Genomic DNA, 16,701 nt, shown 5'->3' on the forward strand with positions numbered 1-16,701 from the left:
ATTTATTTTTTTTGTTAACATACCTACCACTACAAAAACACCCCACTAAAGGATGCTAAAAGTGGATGCTAACAACAAGCAACCAACATAGACCTACAACCACCTAGCAAATAGAAAACCCATAAGGACTTTAACCGCATGCCGTCCTTCGGTTCGTCGTCCAACGCGGTGATCGCAGAGACCCATATCCGCGATCTGACGAAGAACGCCAATTCCGGCGTGTCCGAAGCCAATCGCGGCAAGTACCTGGGCGTTGTGGAGGAAGGCACCACCAACTCGCAAGGCAAGGCGACTGGTCTTGACTACCTCAAGCAGTTGGGCATCACCCACGTGCAGATCCAGCCGATGTTCGACTACGCGAGCGTGGACGAGACCAAGGCATTGGATGATTCCAACTACAACTGGGGGTATGACCCGGAGAACTACAACGTGCCGGAAGGCTCGTATTCCTCGAACGCGAGCGATCCGTCCACGCGTATCGTCGAAGCCAAGGAGATGGTCAACGGACTGCATAAGAACGGTCTGCGCGTCATCATGGACGTGGTGTACAACCATGTCGCCGACGCTTCCACGAACCCGTTCAATCTCACGGTTCCGGGATATTACTTCCGGTACAATGCGGACGGTTCCATGGTCAACAACTCCGGTTGCGGCAACGATACTGCCTCCGAGCGTGCGATGATGCGCAAATACATCGTCGACTCGGTCACGTATTGGGCGAAGAACTACAATGTCGACGGCTTCCGCTTCGATCTCATGGGTCTCGAGGATCTCGAAACCATGAAGGAAGTGCGTGCCGCCCTCGACAAGATCGATCCGGGTATCATCATCGTCGGCGAAGGCTGGGATATGAACACCACGATGGACAAGTCCAAGATGTCCATCCAGCCGAATGCCTATGAGCTGGACAACACCGGCTCCAACGGCACGAAGACTGGCTCGACTGTCTCGTTCTTCAACGATTCCATCCGTGATGGGCTCAAGGGCTCCGTGTTCTCCGACACCGACACCGGTTTCGTCTCCGGCAAGAAGGATCAGGAGAACTTGATTCTGCACAACATGCTCGGCTGCCCGTATGATACGAACGAGGGCGCCACCACCTGCTGGAACGGCAATGCGCAGGATCATTACCAGACCGCCTCCCAGGTGGTCCAGTATGCGGAGATTCACGACAACATGACCTTGTACGACAAGCTCGTCAAGTCGGTTCCTGGCGACGATGAAGCGACGCGCACCAAGCGCGCCGAACTCGCCGACGCCACGGTGTTCCTGTCGCAGGGCATCTCCGAGATTCAGCTCGGCCAGGAGTTCCAGCGCACCAAGAACGGTGACGGCAACAGCTACAAGTCCGGTGATTCGGTCAACGCCATCGATTGGGATCGGCTCAACGATGCCAACTATGGCGCCAATGCCGAGTACGTCAAGGGTCTGATCGCCCTGCGCAAGAAGGTCGCGGCGTTCCGCATGTCCGACTACGACCAGATTGCGAACAACACCAAGGTCTTGCAAGCCAAGGATGGGGTAGTCGCATATCAGGTCAAGGATGATGACGGCACGTACGTGGTCATCCTCAACGCCAATGATGCCGATTCCACGGTTTCCGGCTTGACTGCTGGCGACTACAAACTGTTGGTCTCGGACGGCACGGTTACGGCCGATGCATCCAAGGCCAAGACCGCCGCGATCACCGATGCCGGCTACACTGCTCCGGCGCTGTCAGCCACCGTGCTCGCCTTCGTGCCGTCGCAGAAAGACGACAACGGCAACACCGCTGCGAAGCCCCAGGACGGCAAGTCCGCGGCGCAAGCCGCGAACCAGCCGGCGGATCTCGCCAAGACTGGCGCTTCCGTTGCCGGAGCGATCCTCGTGTGCCTCGCACTGGCCTTGGCTGGTGCAATGTCGCTGGCAGGGGAGCGCAGAGCCAAGCACGGCGCATACCGTGACTAGCCCGGTCTACGGCGCATAGTCTGACCTCGTATCAGACGCGTCCCGCCAACGGGTGACGAACGTAAGACAACGTTCGTCACCCGTTGTCGTTTTCATCGACGCTTTTGCGCTCCCGCAAGGTGTTATCGTCCACCGCCGACTGCGAACGTTTGCAGGACCGAGCCGCCCGTCATACAATGCTGTCAGCCCATCCAACGGAGGAATCATGAAACAACGCATCAGAACCATCCTGATCGCAGTGCTGTGCATCGTCGTCAGCGCCGCGCTGACTGTAGCGACATTCCGCACACCGACCGGCATCACCGCCGATTTTGACCCGGCAAGCTACCGCAGTGACGTCATCGTTACCGCGTTCCAGGAAAACTGGACGTCAATCGCCAAGGAATGCACCAAGACATTCGGCCCGGAAGGCGTCGCGTATGTCCAAGTCTCCCCGCCGCAGGAATCCATCAAGGGAACGCAATGGTGGACGTCATATCAGCCCGTCAGTTACAAGTTGGACTCCAAGGAAGGCACTGAACAGGAATTCAAATCCATGATCGCCACATGCAAGGCGGCAGGAGTGGGCATCATCGCCGATGCCGTCATCAACCACACCACCGGTGTCGGGCAGGGCAGCGGCACTGGCACAGGTGGCAGCGCATACGATGCGAAGGGCGATTTCCCTGCTATCGGATACACTGCCAAGGATTTCCATTCCTGCGACTCGGATGTCATCAATTACACGGATCAAGAGAATGTCCAGGATTGCCGTGTCACCGGATTGCAAGACCTCGACACGTCCTCAGCCCATGTACGAGACACACTCGCCTCGTATTTCGCCAAACTCATCAACTATGGGGTTGCAGGTTTCCGCGTCGATGCCGTCAAACACATCTCCAACACGGATGTCCTCGCCATCAAGAAGCTCGTAGCACAGAAAACCGGACGCTCCCTGAACGATATCTGGTGGATGCAAGAGGTCATCGGCAATGTGAACGAGGCGGCGTCGATCCAGCCGAAGAACTACACGCGTTCCGGGCAGGTGTCGGAATTCCAGTACGCGTACCAGCTCAAGACTTTCTTCTCCAATTCGCTTGTCGGGGGAACCAAGTCGATCAAGGACATCACCAGCAATCTCGTGCCAAGCGACCAGGCGGCGATATTCGTCACCAATTGGGATACGGAACGCAACGGCATGACGTTGACATACCGTGACGAAAATTCGTATCTGCTGGCTAATGCGTTCATGCTCGCGTACCCGTACAGCACGCCGAATATCTTCTCCGGCTATGAATACGAGAACAGTGATGACGGCGCTCCAGGCGCCACCTCGACCTCCGTTCCCGATACGACCTGCGGCACGGGATCGGATTGGACCTGCACGCAACGGTGGACGGCGATCCGGGGCATGATCGGCTGGCATAACGTCGCCGGGTCCTCACGCATGGTGGATTGGCATGACGACGGCGATAACGTCATCGGTTTCGGCCGCGGCAACCGGGCATACATCGTCATCAACAATGGGGAAAACGATGCCGCCGTGTCGTACGCCACCTCGATGCCGGCAGGTGAGTATTGCAACGTCTATGCCAGCGGCGACTGTTCATCGACGGTGCGTATCGGCATCGATGGCAAGCTCAATGCGACTGTGCCGGCGGGATCGGCCATAGCGATCCATGTAGCCGCCACGCCGTCCACCTGGCACGGCGGTTCCGCCCGCGACGCATCCGACCCGGATTGGTACGGGAACTGATGTGTGTGCGCAACCCATATTGCTCTGTGATCAACGGCGGCAATCGGGGAGGAGCCGATCCCGTTACGCAACAACCGGCCACCTGTCCTGTCGTGCACAACGAAACACGCCGGGTCATGACGAGATGATAGATTGGAGTTCCATGGTAAGAAGACAACATGGCAATGCATCGGAACACGTCACCAAGCATATTTTTGTCACCGGAGGCGTGGTGTCCTCCCTCGGCAAAGGACTGACAGCTTCGTCCTTGGGCCGCCTGCTGCGCAGCCGCGGAATCCGCGTTCTTCAGCAGAAACTCGATCCCTATATCAATGTCGACCCGGGCACAATGAACCCCTTCCAGCACGGTGAGGTCTACGTCACCGAGGATGGCGCCGAAACCGATCTCGACATCGGCCATTATGAGCGCTTCCTTGATGTCTTCCTCAGCCAGAAGGCAAATGTCACCACCGGTCAGATTTACCAGTCCGTGCTGCGCAAGGAGCGTGCCGGCGAGTATCTCGGCCAGTGCGTGCAGGTGATCCCGCATATCACCAATGAAATCAAGAGCCGTATGCGCGCCCAGGCGGCGGACGATGTCGATGTGATTATCACGGAAATCGGCGGCACCGTCGGCGATATCGAATCGCAGCCGTTCCTTGAGGCCGCTCGTCAGGTACGCCGTGAACTCGGCCCGGAGAACTGCATGTTCGTGCACGTTTCGCTGGTTCCGTATATTTCCGCCGCGCACGAGCTGAAAACCAAGCCGACCCAGCATTCCGTGATGATGCTGCGCCAGCTGGGCATCACGCCCGATGCGCTGGTCCTGCGTTCCGATCGTCCGCTGAACCAGTCCATCAAGGACAAGATTTCACTGATGTGCGACGTCGATTCTGAAGGCGTGGTCAATTGTGTGGATGCCCCGAGCATCTACGATGTCCCGAAGATCCTGTTCGACGAAGGACTGGACGCTTACGTCGTGCGTGAACTCGGTCTGCCGTTCCACGATGTCGATTGGGCTGAGTGGGAGGATCTGCTCGAGCGCGTCCACCACCCCAAGCATGAGGTGAATGTCGCCATCGTCGGCAAGTACATCGATCTGCCGGACGCTTACCTGTCCGTCACCGAAGCCATCAAGGCAGGCGGATTCGCCAATTACGCCAAGGTGAACGTCAAATGGGTCGCGGCTGATTTGTGCGAAACCTGGGAAGGCGCGAAGGCTGCGCTCAACAATGTCGATGGCATCGTCATTCCTGGCGGTTTCGGCATCCGCGGCATCGAAGGCAAGATCGGCGCATTGAAGTTCGCTCGTGAGACGGGCTTGCCGGCGCTCGGCCTGTGCCTCGGTCTGCAGTCCATGGTCATCGAGTACGCCCGTGACGTGCTCGGCCTTGAGGATGCGAATTCCACCGAGTTCGAGCCGGATTGCAAGAATCCGGTCATCGCCACGATGGAAGAGCAGAAGGATATCGTCGCCGGCCACGGCGATATGGGCCACACCATGCGTTTGGGCTCTTATCCGGCGAATCTCGAGGAGGATTCCTTGGTCGCCCAGCTGTATGGCAGCACCCATGTGACCGAGCGTCATCGTCACCGTTACGAGGTGAACGTCAATTACAAGCAGCAGCTGCGTGACGGCGGCATGCGGATTTCTGGCGAAAGCCCTGACGGCGAGCTTACCGAGTTCGTGGAGCTTCCGCAGGATGTTCACCCGTTCTATGTGGGCACGCAAGCGCATCCTGAGTTCAAGTCCCGTCCGACGCGCCCGCATCCGCTGTTCGCCGGTTTGGTGAAGGCGGCCCTGGATCATCAGGCGGCCGATCAGGACTGACAGTCATGAATCGCTGTCGGCTTGACTGACTGCGGCACTTGCCGAATGCGCCTGCACATGCGAACTGTGCAGGCGCATTCGTTTCGACACGCCCATCGCAGGAATCATGTGATTTCGCATGAGGCGTAGTTCGGACAATCCCTAGTGTTTTCCGGTCAGGTCTGTTAGGTTAGCGATGGAACTACGAATGAATGGAGGCAGCGTACGGTGGCGAGCGAACACACACCAAACGCCGCGGCGGATGTGGAGATGAGCCAGTATGTGGCTGACCGTTCCCGCGTCAACGAGGAAAAAATCAAACAGGACGACGAAATCATCAGCCAGTTCGGAGATTACAACTACGGCTGGCATGATTCCGACGCCGCCGGTGAGGCAGCGAAGAAAGGCATCGACGAGAATGTCGTCAGGGCAATCTCCGCGGACAAGCATGAGCCACAGTGGATGCTGGACATGCGTCTGCGCGGGTATCGCGCTTTCGTTGAAAAGCCGATGCCATCATGGGGCGTCGATCTGAGCGGTTTCAACGCCGATGATTTCAAGTATTATGTCAAGCCGCTCAAAGAGCAGGCGAAGCGTTGGGAAGATCTTCCCGATGATATCCGCAACACTTACGACAAGCTGGGCATTCCTGAGGCGGAGAAGAAGCGTCTTGTCTCCGGCGTCGCCGCTCAATACGAATCCGAAGTCATCTACAACTCAATCCGTGATGATCTGAAGAAACAGGGCGTTATTTTCGTTGACACCGATACCGCGGTCCGGGAATACCCCGATCTGGTCCGCAAGTATTTCGGCAAGGTCGTGTCACCGGAAGACAACAAGTTCGGCGCACTGAACACCGCGGCATGGTCCGGCGGCTCATTTGTCTATGTGCCCAAGGGCGTCCACGTGGACATCCCGTTGCAAGCGTATTTCCGCATCAACACACCGAATATGGGCCAGTTCGAGCGCACGCTCATCATCGCGGACGAAGGCTCCTACGTGCATTACGTCGAAGGGTGCACCGCCCCGATCTATTCCACGGATTCGCTGCACGCCGCAATCGTCGAAATCGTCGTCGAGAAGCATGCGCGCGTGCGGTACACAACCGTGCAGAACTGGTCGAACAACGTGTACAACCTCGTCACGCAACGCGCCTATGTGCGTGAAGGCGGCACGATGGAATGGGTCGATGGCAATATCGGATCCAAAGCCACGATGAAATACCCGGCCTGCATCCTCGCCGAACCGTATGCCAAGGCATCCACCATGTCCCTCGGCTTCGCCGGCAAGGGCCAATATCAGGATACCGGCGCGAAGATGATCCATCTCGCACCGCACACCAGCTCCACGATTGTGGCGAAATCGATTTCCCGAGGCGGCGGGCGCTCAGCCTACCGCGGTCTGGTCAAAATCGTTGACGGTGCCGAAGGTTCGAGCTCATCGGTCGTATGCGACGCCCTGCTGGTTGACGATTTCTCGCGTTCCGACACGTATCCGCATGTCGACGTGCGCGAGGATGACGTCTCCATGGCACATGAAGCGACTGTTTCCAAGGTTTCCGAAGATCAGCTGTTCTATCTGATGAGCCGTGGTCTCGAAGAGAAGGAAGCCATGGGCATGATCGTCCGCGGCTTCGTAGAGCCAATCAGCCGAGAGCTGCCTATGGAGTATGCACTTGAGCTCAACAGGCTCGTCGAATTGCAGATGGAAGGATCGGTAGGCTGATCCATGGCAGAACAAGAGCAGAACACCATGCAGAACGTGCAGAACGTACAATCCCAGACGCAACCGACAGACACGGAGATCAACATCCCGAAGGCCGACCCGCATGACCCGTATGCCTTCCCCGCGGCAATGCCGTCAAGCGCGGATCGCGAGCCGCGGTCCTTCGACGTGGACGCATTCAGCCAGCCGACCCGCAAACAAGAGGATTGGCGGTATACGCCGATTGAACGCATCGAAGAGTTCTTCGACGTGTTCGAACCGAGTGGTAAAACGCGCATCGAAGTGACCGATACCGATGGCCAGCCCGTCGACGGCGATCATGTCGACGTGTCGCAGGTCGCGCTGGGGGAGAAGCCCTCGGGTACCGTGCTCATGCCGAATGACCGCGTGTCAGCGGTCGAATGGGCGAGCGGCAACACAGCGACCGTCGTGCGGCTGCGCGGCGAAATCGACAAGCCGGTGTTTGTGCGCGTCCATGGTGGAGGCGACGACCTTGACGCAGTGCATCTGGTCATCGTCGCCGAGGATCGCGCGCATGGCGATGTCATCGTCGAACATGACGGCCGTGCCCGTATCGCCGAAGGCGTGGAAATCTCGACAGGCGCGGATTCGCATATCTCCACGACCTTCGTGCAGGAATGGGACAAAGGGTCCAAACATGTCGGCAATCATCGCATCCGCGTCGGCGCAGGCGCGTCGCTGCGGCATTCCGTGGTGACGCTTGGCGGTGACGTCGTGCGCATCCGTATGGACCAGGATTTCGGCGGCTCCCAAGGCGACTTGAACATGCTGGGCATCTACTTCGCCGATCCCGGTGAACATATCGAGCATCGGACGATGGTCGTGCACAATTACCCCGAATGCAAGTCCCGTGTCGTGTACAAGGGCGCGCTGAGCGGTAAGGGAGCGCACTCCACATGGGTGGGCAACGCGCTGATCGAGCCGACCGCACCGGGCACCGATTCCTACGAACTCAACAGGAATCTCGTACTCACGCCCGGCGCCATCGCTGATTCCGAGCCGAATCTGGAAATCGAGAACGGCAATATCGTCGGTGCGGGTCACGCCAGTTCGGTCGGCCGATTCGATGATGAGGAACTGTTCTATCTCGAATCCCGTGGTATCAGCGAAACTGAAGCACGCAAACTGGTCGTCCAAGGATTCTTCGCCGAACTTGTCGAAGAAATCGGCGTACCCGTTATTGCGCAGCACCTGATGAATGTGATCGACCGTCGCCTGGCACGAGGCGAGAACGCGGCCATGCAAGCCGTATTGGAGGAAAAGTAACATGCAGCACACTCTCGAAATCAAGGACCTCTACGCCTCTGTGGAAACCAAGGAGGGACGCAAGCAGATCCTCAAGGGGGTCAATCTGACCGTCCATTCGGGGGAGACCCATGCGATTATGGGTCCCAACGGCTCTGGCAAATCCACACTCGCCTACACGCTCGCGGGACACCCGAAGTACGAGGTCGATTCCGGTCAAGCGCTGCTTGACGGCGTGGACATTCTCAAGCAGACGCCGGATGAGCGCGCAAAGGAAGGCCTGTTCCTCGCCATGCAGTATCCGGTCGAAGTGCCGGGCGTGTCCATGACCAACTTCCTGCGTACCGCGAAAACTGAAGTCGACGGCAAAGCGCCGTCAATCCGCACATGGACCAAGGAACTCAACGAGGCGATGAAGCGGCTGCGCATGGATCCGAAATTCGCGATGCGTTCCGTCAATGAGGGATTCTCCGGCGGTGAGAAGAAGCGCGCGGAAGTACTGCAACTCGAACTGCTCAAGCCGAAGTTCGCCATCCTTGACGAAACCGATTCCGGCTTGGATGTCGACGCCTTGCGCATTGTGTCCGAAGGCGTGAACCGCGCCAAGGAGAACACTGATCTGGGCATTCTCATGGTCACCCACTACACGCGCATCCTCAAGTACATCAAGCCGGATATCGTCCATGTCTTCGCCGATGGCCATTTCGTGAAGACCGGCGGTCCCGAGCTTGCGGACGAGCTCGAGGAAAACGGCTACGACGAATACCTGCCGGAAGGCAGCACGGAATCGGCGCTGGCCTGAGCTGCGGAAGGCAAGGTTCGAAATGACTGATGTTGATTTTGCCGCCATCCGCCGGCAATTCCCGATTCTGGATCAGAGCATTCACGGTCACCCGCTGGTGTACCTTGATTCCGCTGCGACATCGCAGAAGCCACAGTGCGTGATCGATGCCGAAAGCGAGTTCTACCGTACCATCAACGCAGGCGTGCATCGCGGAGCCCATGAGTTGGCGGCACGCAGCACGATGGCCTTCGAAGAGGCGCGCGCCAAGGTTGCGCGTCTGGTCGGCGCCAACAGCGAGGAAGGCGAAGAGGAGATTGTCGTCACAGCCGGCGCGACCGCCGGGTTGAACTTGCTGGCGACCGCATTCGGCAACGCGAGTGTAGGACGTGGCGGCAAGCCCGCACAGCGTTTCGCGTTGAAACCGGGCGATGAAATCGTGGTTTCCAAGGCGGAACACCATTCTGTACTTCTGCCGTTCCAGGAGCTTGCGTACCGTACCGGAGCCACCCTCAAATGGTTCGATCTGGCCGAGGACGGACGCATCCGTTCCGATACCGCTGACGAGGTCATCACCGAACGCACGAAAGTCGTCGCGATCACCCATGTGGGCAACACGACGGGTGCCATCACCGATATCGCGCCGATCGTCCGCCGCGCCCATGAGGTCGGAGCGGTGTTCATCCTCGACGCATGCCAGTCTGTGCCGCATCTGAAGGTTGATTTTCATGCGATGGATGTCGATTTCGCCGCGTGGAGCGCCCACAAGATGTATGGTCCTACCGGCGTGGGCTTCCTGTACGGCAAGCGTGAGCTGCTCGAAGCGTTGCCGCCGGCCAATTTCGGCGGATCCATGGTTGAATTGGCATGGATGGACAAGCCGGCTGAATACATGGCTCCGCCCGCACGTTTCGAAGCGGGGACCCAGCCTGTCGCCCAAGTCGTCGCCGCCGGCGTCGCCGCGGACTGGATGCGCGAGATCGGCATGGAGAACATCGAGGCCCATGAGAAGACCATCGCCGCCGAACTGCTCAAACTCGGCGATATCGACGGCGTGCGTATCCTGGGACCACGCGAGAACGTCGACCGTATCGGTACCGTGGCGTTTGACGTGCAGGGCGTCCACCCGCATGATGTCGGCCAGTTCATTGACTCACTTGGTATCGCTATTCGCGTAGGGCATCATTGCGCGCAACCGGTGCACCGTCATTTCGGGTTGTACGCTTCCAACCGCGCGTCCACCGGTGTGTACAACAGCATCGAAGACGCACAGGCGTTGGTAGAAGCGGTCTCCAAGGTCCGGTCGTTCTTCAAGGTCTGACAGTCATACGCCCAGAGCGCATACGCGAAGTGCGCGCGCTCTGGGCGTATCCGAATCAGTTATGGAGATATCGCGCTTGCGGGGGTATGATATGCCCCCGCAAGCATATGAGCGAGAGTAGGGAACAGGTATGAGCGACGATTTTGGCATGAGCGGCGACGACTTGGAACAGATGTATCAGGAAGTCATTCTTGAAGCCGCGCGCGATCCACACGGAAAGGCGCATTTCGCACCGGATTTAGCCAAAGAAGGCGACACCGCAGTGGAGTCTTCGCTCGATCAGGGTGAAGCGAGCGTTCATCAACATCACGAATACTGCGAAACTGGGCAATCCCACCAGTTCAATCCCACCTGCGGAGACGAGGCGACCATCCGTGTCGAAGTGTCCAAAGAGGAGCCGCATCGCATCGAACAGCTCGAGTGGGATGGCCATGGCTGTTCGATTTCCCAGGCGAGCCTGTCGGTCATGACCGATCTTGTCGAAGGCAAAACCGTCGATGAGGCTATGAGCCTGGGAGCAACCTTCCATAAGTTGATGGAATCGCGCGGCAAAGGGCTTGCCGATGACGCCGAGAACGAACGGCTTGACGATGCTGTGGTGTTCCAAGGTGTTTCGAAGTATCCTATGCGTATCAAATGTGCGTTGCTCGGCTGGGAAGGCATGAAAGATGCCGTCGCCAAGGCCTTGGCCTCGCAAGAGAAGACATCCGCCGGCGAAGCCGACTGAGCCGATAAGGAGCATGATGACAGATCAGGGCAATCTGGTCCCCGAACCGGAATCCACGATTTTTGACACGGTATCCCAAACTTTGGGCAATGACAACGCCGCACGTAAGGTCATGGCCAACCCACAGTTGCTGGGCGCACTCAGCAAGCCTGCCGAAGACACGTCCGCCGACCCGGCCCAATCCGGAGAGGCCTCCCAGGACGATCGGTGCGCGTGCGGCAAGCACAGCAAGCAGGAATGCCAACATGACGGTGACGAAAACAACGATGACGACATCCCGCTGGTCGCCGTGGACGATATCGGCCGTGCGACGGCACAAGACGTCAAAGAGGCGTTGCATCAAGTGATCGACCCAGAACTGGGTATCGATGTCATCGACCTTGGTCTGGTGTACGGCATCGAAATCGACAATCTGGGGCGCGCGATCATCACGATGACCCTCACCACGCCGGCATGCCCGCTGACGGAACTCATTGAGGACGAATGCGCAAGCACTCTTGCCGGTCTCGTCGAGGAATTCCGCATCGATTGGACATGGCAACCCCGTTGGACTGTCGACAAGATCACGCCCGAAGGTCGCGAACAGCTCGCCGCCATCGGGTTCAATCTGGATGCGATGCCGCAATACTGAACAATCCATCGTAGTGAGACGGGCGCATCGCATTCCGCGCGTGTGCGCCATCGCTTGCGCCTGGGTACCGTGCTCCTTACGTCCTGACGTACGTAAGGAGCACGGTTGTTATTGGCGTTTTACCCGTGTCACATAGAATGCGACGGCACTGGACGCCGCGACATTGAGGCTGTCGACACCGTGACTCATCGGGATTTTCACTGTCAGATCCGCGTGTGAGATGGTGCGATGGGACAATCCGTCGCCTTCTGTGCCGAAAATGAGGGCGAGTTTGTCGATATGATCAGCGGATGATGGGCTGTTGTCAAGTCGTCGCACCAGCTCGTCAAGACTGATGGAGTCGTCATCCAACGCCATGGCCGCCGTGGTGAACCCCAGGTCGTGCAGTTGCGCGAGGCCTTGGATAGGCCAGAAATGCGTATCATCGCCGCCGATACGCGTCCAAGGCACTTGGAACACCGTGCCCATGGATACCCGGGCGGCTCGGCGGTACAACGGGTCACCGCATGATGGCGTCACCAGCACGGCGTCCACGTCAAGCGCGGCGGCCGAACGCATCAGCGCCCCGACATTCGTATGATCGACGATATTCTCCATCACGGCGATACGACGGGCTCCACGGCACACCTCTTCGACGCCCGGCAGGGGCCAACGCTTCATCGCGGACAGCGCGCCACGATGCAAACGGTATCCGGTCAGCCGTTTGAGCTGCTCTGGGCTGGCTACATAGACGGGAATGTCGGTTCCCCAATGCGCATCGATGTATTCGAATTCATCGTGCATCCCGGCGATCCAAGGCTCTTCCACCAGCAAGGAGATCGGTTCACGGCCAGCGGCGAGCGCCCGGTCGATGACTTTGGGTGATTCCGCGATGAACAGCCCTTTCGCAGGCTCAAGCCGATTCCTCAGCTGGAGCTCGGTGAGATTGGTGTAGGCGGCGACACGCTCGTCGTCGATGCTTTCCAGATGGATCAACCGCATGGAAACAGGATCTCCCTTGTCATTGTCGATTGTGTTGCTGTGCCGGGTTGGCGCGGCTTGTCATGTGTTCTCTTGCATCATAGTAGGCAGGTGGGCGTTTCCAGCGAGGTCAGGCGTATCGTCCCATGGCGCGGGACAGCAGTGACAAGGCGACCGGACCTGCGGTGGATGCACGGAGGATATTGTGTCCGAGCAGCGTGCACATGGCTCCGGCGTCGGCGAATGCTTGTGCCTCTTGGTCGCTGATGCCGCCTTCCGGCCCTACCACCACGTTGACCGTGCGTGATCTGCCGTCTTCGAGGCATCGCTGTTCCATATGTGCGACAGCATGTTCAATCTGTTCCCAGTTGGCGTTCGCGTCCTGGTGCAGGATGATGACGATATCACCGAACACCATGGCGCGCCGGCAGATGGCGATGAGTTGTTTGCTCGAGATGCAATCGTCGAGCTGTGGCCGCCATGCCCGCCGTGACTGTTCCGTCGCCGCGTCGAGGGTCTGCGACCATTTGCGATCGCTTCTGCCTTGTTTCCACTTGGCGATTGACCGATCTGCCTGCCAGGGGATGACCGAATCGACACCGATCTGTGTGGCCATATCGATCGCCTGCTCGTCGTGACCGGTTTTGGCGAGCGCTTGGATGAGCGCAAGACGAGTGACTGGTGGTTCCTCTTTGCTGAATGTGTTGACTTGAGCCTGTCCTTGTTCGGCATCGACCAGCGTGGTGTGGATGCGCAGGCCTTGGCCGTCGGAGAGTTGCAGCGTGTCGCCATCATGCAGGCGCATGGCTTGAATGGCGTGCCGTCTGATGGACTTGGGCAGGGTGATGTTCCATCCTTCGCGCAACGAGTCGGTGTTCACCGGGGCGTCGTCGGATTCAGGATGCAGCAGAAACAACGGATCGGTCATGTCTGTAAGGCTATCACTGGGTCAGGTTCCGGCATGACGCATGGCGATGATGATGCCGGCGTCATGCTTGATTGCCCGGACGGATCGTTGATCCGATGAAAACGACACGCCCAAGAGCGATATGATTTGCTTCAGCTTGCCGTCGTGCTATAGTTTCTTTCTGTTGCTTCAAGGCACATGTCCGGGTGGCGGAATGGTAGACGCGCTAGCTTGAGGTGCTAGTGCCTATTTTAAACGGGCGTGCGGGTTCAAGTCCCGCTCCGGACACAAGTAAGGCTCCCAATCGGGAGCCTTTTTGTTATGCACACCGATTCCAGGGGTTATAGGCCAAAATGTGTGTCCGGTGGTGGGTCAGTCGGGGGTGCCGTGGTATTCGGTTGGGGTGGGGTTGTAGGCCAAATGTGTGTCCGACAGCGAAGTGAATCCGGCATCACGCACCATACCCAACCTTCTACCGACGCTCAGAGGCACCTCACCGTCGGCAGAAACAGAACCACAACCTTCTGCCGACGCTCGCACACCACTCAGCGTCGGCAGAAGCCCGACCCTCCACCGACACTCACAAGCCACAGCTTGGCCACAGTGACCAAGACGCTTTCGCCACAGGATCAGGACTTTCTCGATTACGTGTTCTACAAGGTTTCGTGATCGTTCCCTTATCCGAACCGCTCAATATGATGAGTCGTGGACGTACGAACGGTATGCCCACGACCCATTCGGTAAGGAGTGTGTATGAGCCAGTCCGATGATTGCCTGTTCTGCAAGATCGTTGCGGGGGAGATTCCGAGCACCAAGGTGTACGAGGATGACACGGTGTACGCGTTCAAGGACATCGCGCCGAAGGCGAAGGTCCACGTCCTGATCGTGCCGCGCAAGCATTACGCCAATGCCGCTGAACTTGCCGCAGCAGACCCGGGCACACTTGCTCATATCGTTGAAGTCGCCCAGCATATCGCCGACGATGCCTTCCACGGCGCGTTTCGGCTGGTGTTCAATACCGGCGAGGATGCTGGCCAGACGGTCTTCCACGTGCATGCCCATGTCCTGACCGGCCAGAAGTTCGAGGAGTAGGTTTCGGCAAGTGGCTACCACTACCCGCGTTGTTACGGTTCCGCCCGAGCTTGATCCCGTCGCCGTGTTCGGCCCGATTGATGAGGTCATCCGCGTAGTCGAGCAGGCGTTTCCTGAATTGACGATCATCGTTCGCGGCAATCGGGTCGCGATCGTATCCAGATCAAAGCAGACCGAGGCTCAGGCCGCGCAAGCTGAGGAGGTCATGCATACGCTGATTGACGAGGCGTATACCGCGCCCATGGACGCCGATACGGTCCGCCGGCTGTTGGATCGCCGTGCATTACGCAATGGCCCGCGCGCCCAGCGTTTGGACGATATCCGCAAGTTCGGTGCCTCGGCCGCGGTTCCACGGAACGCCGTGGTCGATTCGGCGAACAGAATCGACCACGATCGACGCCGCGCTCATGTACCGGGTGTCATCACGTTCGCCGCCGGTGTGCCGGTCCGTCCGAAAACCCCCGGGCAGATCGCATACGTGAACACGATTGAATCCAATACCATCACCTTCGCCATAGGCCCGGCTGGTACCGGCAAGACGTATCTGGCGGTCGCGAAAGCTGTCCGCGCTTTCCAGGATGGGGAGGTGCGCAGGATCATTCTCACCCGTCCTGCTGTGGAAGCGGGGGAGAACCTCGGTTTCCTGCCGGGCACTCTCAGCGAGAAGGTCGATCCGTATCTCAGGCCGCTGTACGACGCGTTGTCCGACATGCTGGGGGGTGAACAGCTGCACCGGCTTATGGATGACGGCACCATTGAGGTCGCTCCGCTCGCGTACATGCGAGGCCGCACGCTCAACGACGCGTTTGTCATTCTTGATGAAGCGCAGAACACCACCGAGCAGCAGATGAAGATGTTCCTCACCCGTCTGGGGTTCAACACCAAGATGGTCATCACGGGGGATATCACCCAAGTCGATTTGACCGTGCCGCGTTCTGGACTCGCGACGATCGAAGATATCCTGCGTGGAATCAAGGGCATCGCCTTCGCTCATCTGGCTTCACAGGATGTGGTGCGTCACGCGCTGGTCGGGAAGATCGTCCAGGCCTATGATCGTCATGCCGCCATCGCCGGCGACCATGGCCGGCGGGAGCGTGGAAAGAACGAGCGGGCACGCCTCAACGCGCGTTGGACAGTCGAACCCGACAACTCCGACCATGCCGGCCATGCTGATGGCAGCACCGGCAAGACCAAGACCGCTGACAACGATTCCGATCATGAGGAGCATAACAACGGATGAGCGTTGATGTAACCAATGAAACCGTATGGAACATCGACCCGGAGGTCTTCTCCCAGCTCGGCGTGTGGGTGATGAGCCAGATGCGTGTGAGCATTCAATCGGATCTGACCATTTTATTCGTCGATCCCGATCCTATCGCGCAGCTGCATGAACGCTGGATGAACCTTCAGGGGCCGACTGACGTGATGAGCTTCCCGATGGACGAATTGCGTCCTGGCGATGGATCGACCGAAATGGAGGGTGTGCTTGGCGATATCGTCATCTGCCCGTGGGTTGCCAGGCAGCAGGCTCTCGCCGCAGGCCACAGCACCATGCAGGAGATGATGCTGCTCACCATCCATGGCATCCTGCATCTGCTCGGCTACGACCATGTCACGCCTGAGCAGGAACGTCAGATGTTCGGCTTGCAGCGTCAGTTGCTTCTCACTTATATGGCGGTCCGGCAGGTGGATATCCCGCCGGCTGTGTTGCCTACAGGGGCACGAGACATGCTTGCGTTGTACGATGCCAGTCATGCCCAGTCTGGAAGCAAGGGCGGAGCAGGCGATGACCATCGTCAATAACTGTATTTCTGTATTGC

General features: G+C 58.5%; 13 protein-coding genes, 1 tRNA gene and 1 pseudogene. 13 read left to right on the plus strand and 2 right to left on the minus strand.

Going from position 1 to position 16,701, the window contains the following annotated elements; all coding sequences use genetic code 11:
* Positions 1-135: 135 nt before the first annotated feature.
* The 9 genes and pseudogenes from pulA to DSM100238_RS07390 form a co-directional block, all read left to right on the plus strand.
* A pseudogene (gene pulA, locus DSM100238_RS07350) lies at positions 136-1,947 on the plus strand (type I pullulanase); the annotation flags it as partial.
* A 205-nt stretch (positions 1,948-2,152) separates the two neighbouring features.
* Positions 2,153-3,682: an alpha-amylase gene (locus DSM100238_RS07355; protein ID WP_152356030.1), complete on the plus strand. Its 1,530-nt coding sequence runs from the start codon at positions 2,153-2,155 to the stop codon at positions 3,680-3,682.
* Positions 3,683-3,824: 142 nt separating this feature from the next.
* Positions 3,825-5,492 carry a CTP synthase gene (locus tag DSM100238_RS07360; RefSeq protein WP_152356031.1) on the plus strand — a complete coding sequence of 556 codons (1,668 nt, stop codon included), beginning with the start codon at positions 3,825-3,827 and terminating at the stop codon, positions 5,490-5,492.
* Positions 5,493-5,741: 249 nt separating this feature from the next.
* Positions 5,742-7,196, plus strand: a complete 1,455-nt coding sequence (gene sufB, locus DSM100238_RS07365) for a Fe-S cluster assembly protein SufB (RefSeq protein WP_051616785.1) — start codon at positions 5,742-5,744, stop codon at positions 7,194-7,196.
* A gap of 27 nt (positions 7,197-7,223) precedes the next feature.
* Entirely contained in the window at positions 7,224-8,483 is a 1,260-nt protein-coding gene (gene sufD / locus DSM100238_RS07370) for a Fe-S cluster assembly protein SufD (RefSeq protein ID WP_152356089.1), read from the plus strand.
* Position 8,484: 1 nt separating this feature from the next.
* Positions 8,485-9,264: a Fe-S cluster assembly ATPase SufC gene (gene sufC / locus DSM100238_RS07375; protein ID WP_015450498.1), complete on the plus strand. Its 780-nt coding sequence runs from the start codon at positions 8,485-8,487 to the stop codon at positions 9,262-9,264.
* A 22-nt stretch (positions 9,265-9,286) separates the two neighbouring features.
* Positions 9,287-10,564 (plus strand): cysteine desulfurase, encoded by a 1,278-nt coding sequence (locus tag DSM100238_RS07380; RefSeq protein ID WP_152356032.1) that lies wholly within the window; start codon positions 9,287-9,289, stop codon positions 10,562-10,564.
* 130 nt (positions 10,565-10,694) lie between these two features.
* Entirely contained in the window at positions 10,695-11,291 is a 597-nt protein-coding gene (gene sufU / locus DSM100238_RS07385; protein WP_152356033.1) for a Fe-S cluster assembly sulfur transfer protein SufU, read from the plus strand.
* A 16-nt stretch (positions 11,292-11,307) separates the two neighbouring features.
* Positions 11,308-11,922 carry a metal-sulfur cluster assembly factor gene (locus DSM100238_RS07390; RefSeq protein ID WP_152356090.1) on the plus strand — a complete coding sequence of 205 codons (615 nt, stop codon included), beginning with the start codon at positions 11,308-11,310 and terminating at the stop codon, positions 11,920-11,922.
* 108 nt (positions 11,923-12,030) lie between these two features.
* On the opposite strand, the gene DSM100238_RS07395 is transcribed toward DSM100238_RS07390, so the two are convergent.
* Together DSM100238_RS07395 and DSM100238_RS07400 are read right to left on the minus strand one after the other, a co-directional pair.
* Positions 12,031-12,903, minus strand: coding sequence for a TrmH family RNA methyltransferase (locus tag DSM100238_RS07395; RefSeq protein WP_152356034.1), 873 nt, complete (start codon positions 12,901-12,903; stop codon positions 12,031-12,033).
* Positions 12,904-13,012: 109 nt separating this feature from the next.
* On the minus strand, positions 13,013-13,810 hold the full coding sequence (locus DSM100238_RS07400) for a 16S rRNA (uracil(1498)-N(3))-methyltransferase (protein ID WP_152356035.1): 798 nt from the start codon (positions 13,808-13,810) through the stop codon (positions 13,013-13,015).
* Positions 13,811-13,989: 179 nt separating this feature from the next.
* On the opposite strand from DSM100238_RS07400, the gene DSM100238_RS07405 reads away from it, so the two are divergent.
* The 4 genes from DSM100238_RS07405 (at position 13,990) to ybeY (ending at position 16,684) form a co-directional block, all read left to right on the plus strand.
* Positions 13,990-14,077 (plus strand) — tRNA-Leu (locus DSM100238_RS07405).
* Between the two features lie 465 nt (positions 14,078-14,542).
* Positions 14,543-14,881 carry a histidine triad nucleotide-binding protein gene (locus DSM100238_RS07410; RefSeq protein WP_152356036.1) on the plus strand — a complete coding sequence of 113 codons (339 nt, stop codon included), beginning with the start codon at positions 14,543-14,545 and terminating at the stop codon, positions 14,879-14,881.
* Positions 14,882-14,891: 10 nt separating this feature from the next.
* Complete coding sequence (locus DSM100238_RS07415; RefSeq protein ID WP_240812401.1) at positions 14,892-16,121, plus strand: PhoH family protein; 1,230 nt, start codon at positions 14,892-14,894, stop codon at positions 16,119-16,121.
* Complete coding sequence (gene ybeY, locus DSM100238_RS07420) at positions 16,118-16,684, plus strand: rRNA maturation RNase YbeY (RefSeq protein WP_152356037.1); 567 nt, start codon at positions 16,118-16,120, stop codon at positions 16,682-16,684. Before DSM100238_RS07415 ends, ybeY begins: the two co-directional genes overlap by 4 nt.
* Positions 16,685-16,701 lie beyond the last annotated feature (17 nt).

The sequence above is a fragment of the Bifidobacterium apri genome (assembly GCF_009299485.1).
In the GTDB taxonomy this organism is placed as follows: domain Bacteria; phylum Actinomycetota; class Actinomycetes; order Actinomycetales; family Bifidobacteriaceae; genus Bifidobacterium; species Bifidobacterium apri.

Excerpts from the sequence above, each read along its gene's own strand:
- DSM100238_RS07355 (WP_152356030.1), top strand. The coding sequence starts at position 2,153 with ATGAAACAACGCATCAGAACCATCCTGATCGCAGTGCTGTGCATCGTC.
- DSM100238_RS07360 (WP_152356031.1), top strand. The coding sequence starts at position 3,825 with ATGGTAAGAAGACAACATGGCAATGCATCGGAACACGTCACCAAGCAT.
- sufB (WP_051616785.1), top strand. The coding sequence starts at position 5,742 with ATGAGCCAGTATGTGGCTGACCGTTCCCGCGTCAACGAGGAAAAAATC.
- sufD (WP_152356089.1), top strand. The coding sequence starts at position 7,224 with ATGCAGAACGTGCAGAACGTACAATCCCAGACGCAACCGACAGACACG.
- sufC (WP_015450498.1), top strand. The coding sequence starts at position 8,485 with ATGCAGCACACTCTCGAAATCAAGGACCTCTACGCCTCTGTGGAAACC.
- DSM100238_RS07380 (WP_152356032.1), top strand. The coding sequence starts at position 9,287 with ATGACTGATGTTGATTTTGCCGCCATCCGCCGGCAATTCCCGATTCTG.
- sufU (WP_152356033.1), top strand. The coding sequence starts at position 10,695 with ATGAGCGACGATTTTGGCATGAGCGGCGACGACTTGGAACAGATGTAT.
- DSM100238_RS07390 (WP_152356090.1), top strand. The coding sequence starts at position 11,308 with ATGACAGATCAGGGCAATCTGGTCCCCGAACCGGAATCCACGATTTTT.
- DSM100238_RS07395 (WP_152356034.1), bottom strand. The coding sequence starts at position 12,903 with ATGCGGTTGATCCATCTGGAAAGCATCGACGACGAGCGTGTCGCCGCC.
- DSM100238_RS07400 (WP_152356035.1), bottom strand. The coding sequence starts at position 13,810 with ATGACCGATCCGTTGTTTCTGCTGCATCCTGAATCCGACGACGCCCCG.
- DSM100238_RS07410 (WP_152356036.1), top strand. The coding sequence starts at position 14,543 with ATGAGCCAGTCCGATGATTGCCTGTTCTGCAAGATCGTTGCGGGGGAG.
- ybeY (WP_152356037.1), top strand. The coding sequence starts at position 16,118 with ATGAGCGTTGATGTAACCAATGAAACCGTATGGAACATCGACCCGGAG.